The following is an 8,439-nucleotide window of genomic DNA, read 5'->3' on the forward strand; positions in this document are numbered from 1 at the left end:
CGACCGCATGGCCGCCGCGCCCGGCAGCAAGGACTACGGCCGGCTGTCGGTGATGCTGCAGTGGCGCCAGGAGGTCGAATCGCTGATCGACGTGCCGCCGGAATGCTTCGATCCGCCACCGCGGGTGATTCGGCGGTGGTGCGGGTGGTGCCCAAGGCGGTGGCGCCGGCACTGGATGCGGCGCCGGTGGCCACGATGGAGCGCCGCGCCGAGATCTGGATCAGCGAGACGCCGCTGCGCCAGCCGCCGCCCTTCCGCTGCTCGCCCGGGCCGGGGCGGGCGTCGGAGGCGGCGTCTGGTGAGGTGCCTGCGCCTGCCCCAGCGCCGACGGCCTCCGTTTCATGAGCGTCCTCTGGTACGGGCGTGACTTGTTTACTCCGCTTGTTCAGGGGGTAAAACCTGATAACACCCTGTTTTTGATTGTAAATAACCGTATGATTATTTTCATTTCGGGGGGTGGGCCATCACGAGGTCCAGATAAGACAAGAAAGACGAGCACGAGCGGATCGCAGGGGTGATCCGCGTTCCCCCCTCAATTTCGGTCAAGGGGGGATCATGCTTTTCAATTCTGCGGAATTCATCCTGCTGTTTCTGCCGCTGGTGCTGGTGGTCTACCACTTGCTTCCTCACCGCGGACAGAACATCTTCCTGGTCATCGCCAGCTGCGTGTTCTACGCCAGCTGGGACTGGCGCTTCCTGCTGCCGCTGCTGTTCACCACGGCGGTCGACTATCACATCTCGCTGAAGCTGGCCGAGTCGGTGCGCCGGGGCGAGCCCCAGCAGGTGCGCAAGCGCTGGATGCAGCTGAGCATCGCGCTGAACCTGGGTCTGCTGGGCTTCTTCAAGTACGCCAACTTCTTCGCCCAGTCGGCGGTGGATGCCGGTCGGCTGCTCGGGCTGGACTGGTCGCTGCAGGTGATGGAGATCGTGCTGCCGGTGGCGATCTCGTTCTACACCTTCCAGGCGATGTCCTACACCATCGACGTCTACCGCGGCGAGCTGCATCCCTGCGACTCGTTCTGGGACTTCTTCCTGGCGGTGCTGTATTTCCCGCATCTGGTGGCTGGCCCGATCCAGCGCGCCTCGACGCTGCTGCCACAGGTGATCCGCCCGCGCACGATGCAGCGCGACGTGGTGATCGAGGGCCTGCACCTGATGTTGTGGGGCTACTTCAAGAAGGTCTACATCGCCGACAACCTGACGCCTTGGGTGGATGCGGCCTTTGGTGCCGGCGCCACGCCCGACACCGCGACGGTGGTGACCGGCGTGCTGGCCTTCACCTTCCAGATCTACTGCGATTTCTCGGGCTACACCGACATCGCGCGCGGCGTGGCGCGGCTGATGGGCTTCGAGTTCACGCTGAACTTCCGCCTGCCGTACTTCGCGACCAACCCGTCGGACTTCTGGCGGCGCTGGCACATCAGCCTGTCGAGCTGGCTGGCCGACTACCTGTACAAGCCGCTGGGCGGCAACCGCGGCTCGCGCTGGATGACCTGCCGCAATCTGATGATCACGATGCTGCTGGGCGGCCTGTGGCACGGCGCGGCGTGGAACTTCGTGCTCTGGGGCTTCTACCACGGCCTGATCCTGGTGCTGCATCGCCTGGCGCAGCCGGCGCTCGAGCGCATCGGCCAGCGATTCGAGTCGATGCCGGGCGTGTGGCTGACGATCCGCATCGCGTCGATGTTCCTGATGACCTGCTACGGCTGGCTGCTGTTCCGCGCCACTTCGCTGGAGCAGATCGGCGCGATGACGCAGCTGCTGATGGTGCCGCAGGGCGGCTTCGACTGGGCGCCGCTGGGCGAGGTGATGAAGCTGGTCGCGCCGCTGCTGCTGGTGCAGTGGGTGCAGTGGCGCACCGGCGACCTGTACTTCACCCGCCAGCTCTGGAGCGGGCGCCTGCGAGGGGCTCCGCTGCGGGTGACCGGCTATGCGGTCATGGCCTATCTGTGCCTGTTCCTGGGTGGTCAGCCGCAGTCCTTCGCCTATTTCCACTTCTGATTCCGCTTCTGATCTCGTGGAGACCTGCTGATGATGACGACCCTGCTCAAGCATCGCCCGGTCCGCTGGACCGCCTACGCGCTGCTGGCGCTGCTGACCCTGGAGTGCTGCGCCCGTCTGGAGGACAGCCTGCGCCAGCAGGCGCCGATGAACCGCCCGCACAACATCGATTCGGTCTTTCACGACAGCCCGGAGGGCCGCCAGGGCCGGCCCGGAGCCCGTTTTGCCAAGTGGTCGATGAACTCGCTGGGCTACCGCAGCCCCGAGCCGCGCCCGGACAGCAGCGTGCGCATCCTGACCTTCGGCGCGTCCGAGACCTTCGGGCTCTACGAGAGTGCGGGCAACGAATACCCGCGCCAGCTCGAGCGCGAGCTGCAGCGCCGCGGGCTGTCGAATGCCGAGGTGATCAACATCGCGTTGCCGGGCATCCGCATCGGCCATGCCGACTATCTGCGCGAGGCGATCGCGCGGCTGCAGCCGCAGTGGGTGCTGCTGTATCCGTCTCCGGCCAACTACATCGGGGCGGAGAACACGCTGTGCCGGGAGGGGGCTGCGACCCGCCCGGTGAGGATGACGCCGTCACCCGAGCAGATGGCACCACCGCCGCCCCAGCTGCATCTGCGCCTGGCCGGCAAGCTCACGGACATCGTCAAGCCGCTGCTGCCGCTGCAGATGACGGTGGCGCTGAAGCAGCTGTCGATCCAGCGCTTCGAGGCGCGCGGCGAGGTGATGGACCGGCTGCCCGACGAGCAGATGAACCGCTTCCTCTCCGATCTGTCCTGCACCGCACGGGTGGCCGAATCGATGGGCGCACGGCCCTTGCTGGTCACCCACGCGACCCGCTTCGGCCCCGGCTTCGAGCGCGGCGATGGCCTGATGCTGACGAACTGGCGCTCCTTCTATCCGGAGCTGCGCGAGGACGGGCTGCTCGACATGGAGCGCCGGGCGGCCGCTGGCATGCGGGCGCTGGCGCAGGCGCGCGGACTGCCGCTGGTCGATGCCTCGGCCGAGATCCCAGGGGGCGCGGAGAACTTCGCCGACTTCGTCCACTTCACCGATGCCGGTGCGCAGCGCATGGCGACACTGGTGGCCGACACGCTGACGGACACGATCCGGCGCGGGCAGGTGCGTCCTCAGGTGGTGGCGTCCGTCGCCGTGCCGCAATGAGCCCTGGCGCTCGGATCACATCGGCTCGTTGAGCAGCGCCAGCACGTCGGAGTGGAACTCGCGCCGGTAGAGCACCCAGATCACCGCCAGCGTGCCCACCACCATCGCCAGCGGCGACAGGAACCACAGCACGGCGGCGAAGCTCATGTAGACCGCGCGCAGACCGTCGTTGAAGGTCTCGGCGCCCAGGCCCATGACCCGGCCGGCGCGCTCGGCATAGCGGCGGCGCAGCTGGGTGTCCTCGGCGCGGCTGAAGTCCTGGGGGGAGGGCGCCGAGCCGATCAGCAGGGCGCCGAAGCTATACTGGCGCATCGACCAGGTGAAGCGGAAGAAGGCGTGCACGAAGATGCCGGTCAGCACCAGCAGCTTCAGGTCGAGCACCAGCACCGAGGTGCGTGCGGCGAAGGGCAGCTCCTGGACCATTTCCGCCGTCTTGTCGGTGGCGCCCACCGCCGCGATCAGACCGCCGATGATGAAGATGGTGGTCGAGGCGAAGAAGCTCGGGCTGGTGGCCATGCTCTGCGACACCGCCGCGTCGACGATGCGGTTGTCGCGGTAGGTGGTCTGCAGCATCCACTCCTGGCGGATGCGATTGGTGCTGGCCAGCACCGAGGGGCGCCGCACCGAGCGGGCCTTGGCAAATCGCACATAGCCCACCCAGCCGGCGAAGAACGCCCCCAGCGCCAGCCAGTCGGCCAGCGGCAGCACCTGAATCACGCGCAGCAGGAAATCCATGCCGTGACTGTAGCGGCTGGTGCCGCCGCCGGCCGACCGATCAGGCCAGGCGGGCCGCGACGGCCGCCACGCGAGCGCCGAAGGCGCGCGCGGTGGCCAGGTCGCCCGGCACCATCTCGTCGACGCTGGCGTCCGACGGGGTGGCGGTCATCAGGCCGGCGGACATGCCCAGGTTGTTCAGGTCGTCGCGGGTCGAGGCCTTGGTGTTGGCGGGCATCATGCCGGCGCCCACCCACAGCATGCCGTGCTGCATCGCCAGCGTGGTCAGGTAGGACATCGTGGTGTGCTTGTCGCCGTACAGCGAGGCCGAGTTGGTGAAGCCGGCGGCCAGCTTGTCGGCCCACTTGCGGGTGAACCAGGCCTTGCTCGAGGCGTCGGCGAACTTCTTGAACTGCCAGCTGACCATGCCCATGTAGGTCGGCGAGCCGAACACGATGGCATCGGCGGCGTCGAGCTGCTCCCAGCCGCCTTCGGGCAGGTTGCCCTCGGCGTCGATGGCCAGCAGGCTCGCGCCCGCGCCGGCACCCTCGGCGACGGCCGCGGCGACCTTGGCGGTGTGGCCGTAGCCGCTGTGGTAGACGATGACGATCTTCTTGCTCATGGCGGGGTTCCTTTCAGGGAAGTGAACGGGGTGGGGGAGAAAGAGTGGTTCAGGGCTGCAGCTCGAACACCAGCACCTCGGCGTCCTGGCCGTCGTGCAGGCTCAGCGCGGTCTCGCCGTCGATCGCCAGCGCGTCGCCGGCGTTCAGCGCATGGCCGCTCACCGTCAGCCGGCCGCGCGCCAGATGCACATAGGCCTTGCGCGCTGGATCGAGCGTCAGCCCGGCCCGCTCGGCGGGACCGTCGAAGCGGCCGATGTGCAGCCGCACGTCGGCGTTGAGCGCGACCGCCGCCTGCGCGGCCTCGGCGCTGCCGACCGGGGCACCGACCAGGCGCAGCCGGCCGCGCAGTTCGGCGTCGTCGACCGTGTGCTGGTCGTAGCTCGGCGCCAGGCCGGCCTGGCTCGGCAGCATCCAGATCTGCAGCAGATGCGCGACTTCGGTGCCGTGGTTCATCTCGCTGTGGCGCACGCCGGTGCCGGCGCTCATGCGCTGGGCTTCGCCGGGGCGGATGGTCTCGCCGTTGCCCAGGCTGTCGCGGTGGCTGAGCTCGCCGCCGAGCATCCAGGTGAAGATCTCCATGTCGCGATGACCGTGCGTGCCGAAGCCGCGGTGGCCGGCCACCCAGTCCTCGTTGATGACGCGCAGATTGCCCCAGCCCATGCGGCTCGGGTCGAAGTAGTCGGCGAAGGAGAAGCTGTGGCAGCTCTCCAGCCAGCCGTGGTGGGCATGGCCGCGCTTGGCGGAGGGGCGGAACTCGATCATGGCGAACTCTCTTTCTGTGCCGTCATGGTCGCCCGGCCGCGGCGTCTGCGGGTGGCGTGGCGATGATGGCATCATTCAAATTCCTTGAATTGATCCTGCCGGAGCCGTCCCCATGCCCGAGCGCCGCCGCGCCCTGACCCCTGATGCCCTCGAGATGATGGACACCATCGCGCGCACCGGCAGCTTCGCCGCGGCCGCGCGCGAGCTGGGCAAGGTGCCCTCGGCGCTGACCTACAGCGTGCGCCAGCTCGAGGAATCGCTCGATGTACTGCTGTTCGACCGCAGCTCGCGCCAGGCGCAGCTCACTGCCGCCGGCGAGGAGCTGCTGCGCGAGGGCAGGCGGCTGCTGCAGCAGATCGACGCGGTGGCGCACCGGGTGCAGCGGGTGGCCACCGGCTGGGAGCCGTCGCTGACGATCGCGGTCGACAACATCCTGGCGCCCCGGGCGGTGTTCGACCTGATCGAGGCCTTCCTGTCGCTGCGCTGCTCCGATCAGGCCGAGGCCGGCCCGCTGCCCACCCGGCTGAAGCTGCGCACCGAAGTGATGACCGGCACGCTGGAGGCGCTCTCCAGCGGCCAGGCCGATCTGGCCGTCGGCGTGCCGGTGACCGGCGGCCTGCCGCAGGGCCTGCGCTCCGAGCTGATCGGCCGGCTGCCGATGCTGATGGCGGTGGCACCGCACCATCCGCTGGCCGAGGCGAGCGAGCCGCTGTCGGCGCAGACGCTGGCGCAGCACCGGGTCATCGCGATCGCCGACACCGCGCAGCGCATGGACCGGAGCACCACCGGCATCCTGCCCGGCCAGGATGTGCTGACGGTGCCCTCGCTGGTGGCCAAGCTGGAGGCGCAGATCCGCGGCCTGGGCTGCGGCCGGCTGCCCGAGCCGCTGCTGCGACCGCATGTCGAGGCCGGGCGGCTGGTGGTCAAGCGCACCGAGCCGCCGCCCACGGTGGTCGAGCTGCACTATGTCTGGCGCGATGCACCGGGGCGCGGTCGCGCGCTGGGCTGGTGGCTCGAGCAGCTCGGCAGCGAGATCACCCGCCGGGCGCTGCTGGAGCAGCATGCGGGGCTGATCCTGTGAGCGCGCGCCCCGGTCTGTCCTATGTCGGCCGCTTTGCGCCGTCGCCGACCGGCTGGCTGCATGCCGGCTCGATGGTCGCGGCGCTGGCCTCGTGGCTGGACGCACGCGCACATGGCGGGCGCTGGCTGGTGCGCATCGAGGATGTCGACGGCCCGCGCTGCATCGCCGGCGCCGAGGATGCGATCCTGCGCCAGCTCGCCGACTGCGGCCTGCATCCGGACGCGCCGCCGCTGCGCCAGTCCGATCGGGGCGCGCTGTACGCGCAGGCGCTGGAGCGGCTGCACGCGGCCGGCCTGGCCTACGGCTGCCGCTGCACCCGGCGCGAGATCGCGCAGGCGCTGCAGGCGCGCGGCCTGGACCGCGAGCGCCATGGCGATCTGGTCTATCCCGGCACCTGCCGGCCCGGCGGGCCGCAGCCGGTGCCCTGGCCCGAGGCGCGGGCGGTGCGGCTGCTGACCTGCGCGGACGACGGGCGCGACACCGTCATCGACTGGACGGACCGCCGGCTCGGGGCCCAGCGCCAGAACCTCAGCCGGGAGGTGGGCGACTTCGTGCTGCGCCGCGCCGACGGGCTGTGGGCCTACCAGCTCGCGGTGGTGGTCGACGATGCGGCGCAGGGCGTGACCGACATCGTCCGCGGCGAGGATCTGGCCGACAACACCCCGCGCCAGATCCTGCTGCGCCGCCATCTCGGCCTGCCGCAGCCGCGCCATCTGCACACGCCGCTGGTGCTGGCCGCCGACGGCCAGAAGCTGTCGAAGCAGAACGGCGCCGCGCCGGTCGACACCGGCCGCCCGGCCGAGGTGCTGGCTGCGGCCGCGCGGGCGCTCGGTCTGGACCTGGCCGAGGGCCTGAGCGCCGACGCGGTGCGCGCCGAGGCGCTTCGGCAGTGGCGCCTGCGGCTGGAGCAGGAGTGATGCGGATGCGGCTGGCCGCGGCTGGTGGCATCATCGCGGCCTTTTCTATCAGTTCATCCCCCACACACAAGAAAGGCTGATCTCATGATCACCACCGCTTCCGGTCTGCAGTACGAAGACACCGTCGAGGGCAATGGCGAGCTGGCGGTCGCCGGCCGTCAGGTCAGCGTCCACTACACCGGCTGGCTGCACGATCCGGCGCAGCCGAACGGCCGCGGCCGCAAGTTCGACTCCAGCAAGGACCGCGGCCAGCCCTTCCGCTTCGGCCTGGGCGCCGGCATGGTCATCCAGGGCTGGGACGAGGGCGTGCAGGGCATGAAGGTCGGCGGCACCCGCGTGCTGGTGATCCCGCCGAACCTGGGCTATGGCGCCCGCGGCGCCGGCGGCGTCATCCCGCCGAACGCGACGCTGGTGTTCGAGGTGGATTTCCTCGGGTATTGATGTGTTGCTCCCTCCTCCGCTGGGGGAGGGGCAAGACAAGGCCATGCAAGACTGTTCAGCGCGGGTCGAGTGCTTGTCGGATGCGGTCCAGTACGGCATCGGGTTGTCGCAGCAGCTTGGCATTGTCGAACCGCAGCATCCTGATGCCGTGTCGCCGCCGGAGCCAGTCGTCGCGCTCGGTGTCACGAGCCCGTCCGTCGGGTGTGTGGTGCTGTGCGCCATCCAGCTCGACCGCCAGCCGCGCGGCCGGGCAGTAGAAATCGAGCACGAACCGGTCCACCGGATGCTGCCGCCGAAAGCGCCAGCCGCCGAGCCGCCCGGCGCGCAAGTGCTCCCACAGCACGCGCTCGGCCTCTGTCATCTCCCGCCGAAGCCGCCGCGCCGCCAGCAGCAGCGGCCGGCTGACGGTCTCCGGCACCCAGATCCGGGGTTGTGCGTTGTCATCATCTGCCACGCCCCATTCTGAAAGAACCTGCTGAATTGCTCCCTCCCCCCAGCGGGGGGAGGGTTGGGGAGGGGGGTGATCGGTACCGAGATGTCGGCTGACTTCCGAGGCCCCCCTCCCGGCCTCCCCCCGCTGGGGGGAGGAGCAAGACACGACAAGACTGTGACCTTGCCCCCAGAAACCGTCTCCCATGCTGAGTGATGCAATGTCAGCAAGGAGAGCGGAAATGACGAAGCCGAAGGCTGCGCCGAGGGCGCGCTACACATTGGAATTCAAGCAGGAGGCGGT

9 protein-coding genes and 1 pseudogene are annotated in these 8,439 nt (G+C 69.4%); 6 read left to right on the forward strand and 4 right to left on the reverse strand.

The window, feature by feature from the left end; all coding sequences use genetic code 11:
• The 3 genes and pseudogenes from HZU84_RS20790 to HZU84_RS19715 form a co-directional block, all read left to right on the forward strand.
• A pseudogene (locus HZU84_RS20790) lies at positions 1-177 on the forward strand (rRNA adenine N-6-methyltransferase family protein); the annotation flags it as partial.
• 378 nt (positions 178-555) lie between these two features.
• Complete coding sequence (locus HZU84_RS19710; protein WP_149502675.1) at positions 556-2,001, forward strand: MBOAT family O-acyltransferase; 1,446 nt, start codon at positions 556-558, stop codon at positions 1,999-2,001.
• 30 nt (positions 2,002-2,031) lie between these two features.
• A complete protein-coding gene (locus HZU84_RS19715) occupies positions 2,032-3,168 on the forward strand; it encodes an SGNH/GDSL hydrolase family protein (RefSeq protein WP_149502676.1) in 1,137 nt (378 codons plus the stop codon).
• Positions 3,169-3,183: 15 nt separating this feature from the next.
• Here HZU84_RS19715 and HZU84_RS19720 read toward each other — a convergent pair whose 3' ends face one another.
• The 3 genes from HZU84_RS19720 to HZU84_RS19730 are packed head-to-tail and all read right to left on the reverse strand — an operon-like array spanning position 3,184 to position 5,267.
• Entirely contained in the window at positions 3,184-3,903 is a 720-nt protein-coding gene (locus HZU84_RS19720; protein ID WP_149502677.1) for a DUF599 domain-containing protein, read from the reverse strand.
• A gap of 40 nt (positions 3,904-3,943) precedes the next feature.
• Positions 3,944-4,504, reverse strand: coding sequence for a flavodoxin family protein (locus HZU84_RS19725; protein WP_149502678.1), 561 nt, complete (start codon positions 4,502-4,504; stop codon positions 3,944-3,946).
• A gap of 49 nt (positions 4,505-4,553) precedes the next feature.
• Entirely contained in the window at positions 4,554-5,267 is a 714-nt protein-coding gene (locus HZU84_RS19730; RefSeq protein ID WP_149502679.1) for a pirin family protein, read from the reverse strand.
• A 112-nt stretch (positions 5,268-5,379) separates the two neighbouring features.
• On the opposite strand from HZU84_RS19730, the gene HZU84_RS19735 reads away from it, so the two are divergent.
• From HZU84_RS19735 to HZU84_RS19745, 3 genes are all read left to right on the forward strand, one after another.
• A complete protein-coding gene (locus tag HZU84_RS19735; protein ID WP_149502680.1) occupies positions 5,380-6,348 on the forward strand; it encodes a LysR substrate-binding domain-containing protein in 969 nt (322 codons plus the stop codon).
• Complete coding sequence (gluQRS, locus tag HZU84_RS19740; RefSeq protein WP_256365870.1) at positions 6,345-7,265, forward strand: tRNA glutamyl-Q(34) synthetase GluQRS; 921 nt, start codon at positions 6,345-6,347, stop codon at positions 7,263-7,265. The genes HZU84_RS19735 and gluQRS overlap by 4 nt, the downstream gene beginning before the upstream one ends.
• An 84-nt stretch (positions 7,266-7,349) precedes the next feature.
• A complete protein-coding gene (locus HZU84_RS19745) occupies positions 7,350-7,706 on the forward strand; it encodes an FKBP-type peptidyl-prolyl cis-trans isomerase (RefSeq protein WP_037479177.1) in 357 nt (118 codons plus the stop codon).
• Between the two features lie 55 nt (positions 7,707-7,761).
• Here HZU84_RS19745 and HZU84_RS19750 read toward each other — a convergent pair whose 3' ends face one another.
• Complete coding sequence (locus HZU84_RS19750) at positions 7,762-8,160, reverse strand: endonuclease domain-containing protein (RefSeq protein WP_219341021.1); 399 nt, start codon at positions 8,158-8,160, stop codon at positions 7,762-7,764.
• Between the last annotated feature and the right edge of the window lie 279 nt (positions 8,161-8,439).

Source organism: Sphaerotilus sulfidivorans (genome assembly GCF_013426975.1).
Taxonomy (GTDB): Bacteria; Pseudomonadota; Gammaproteobacteria; order Burkholderiales; family Burkholderiaceae_C; genus Sphaerotilus; species Sphaerotilus sulfidivorans.

Excerpts from the sequence above, each read along its gene's own strand:
- HZU84_RS19715 (WP_149502676.1), top strand. The coding sequence starts at position 2,032 with ATGATGACGACCCTGCTCAAGCATCGCCCGGTCCGCTGGACCGCCTAC.
- HZU84_RS19730 (WP_149502679.1), bottom strand. The coding sequence starts at position 5,267 with ATGATCGAGTTCCGCCCCTCCGCCAAGCGCGGCCATGCCCACCACGGC.
- HZU84_RS19710 (WP_149502675.1), top strand. The coding sequence starts at position 556 with ATGCTTTTCAATTCTGCGGAATTCATCCTGCTGTTTCTGCCGCTGGTG.
- HZU84_RS19745 (WP_037479177.1), top strand. The coding sequence starts at position 7,350 with ATGATCACCACCGCTTCCGGTCTGCAGTACGAAGACACCGTCGAGGGC.
- HZU84_RS19735 (WP_149502680.1), top strand. The coding sequence starts at position 5,380 with ATGCCCGAGCGCCGCCGCGCCCTGACCCCTGATGCCCTCGAGATGATG.
- HZU84_RS19725 (WP_149502678.1), bottom strand. The coding sequence starts at position 4,504 with ATGAGCAAGAAGATCGTCATCGTCTACCACAGCGGCTACGGCCACACC.
- HZU84_RS19720 (WP_149502677.1), bottom strand. The coding sequence starts at position 3,903 with ATGGATTTCCTGCTGCGCGTGATTCAGGTGCTGCCGCTGGCCGACTGG.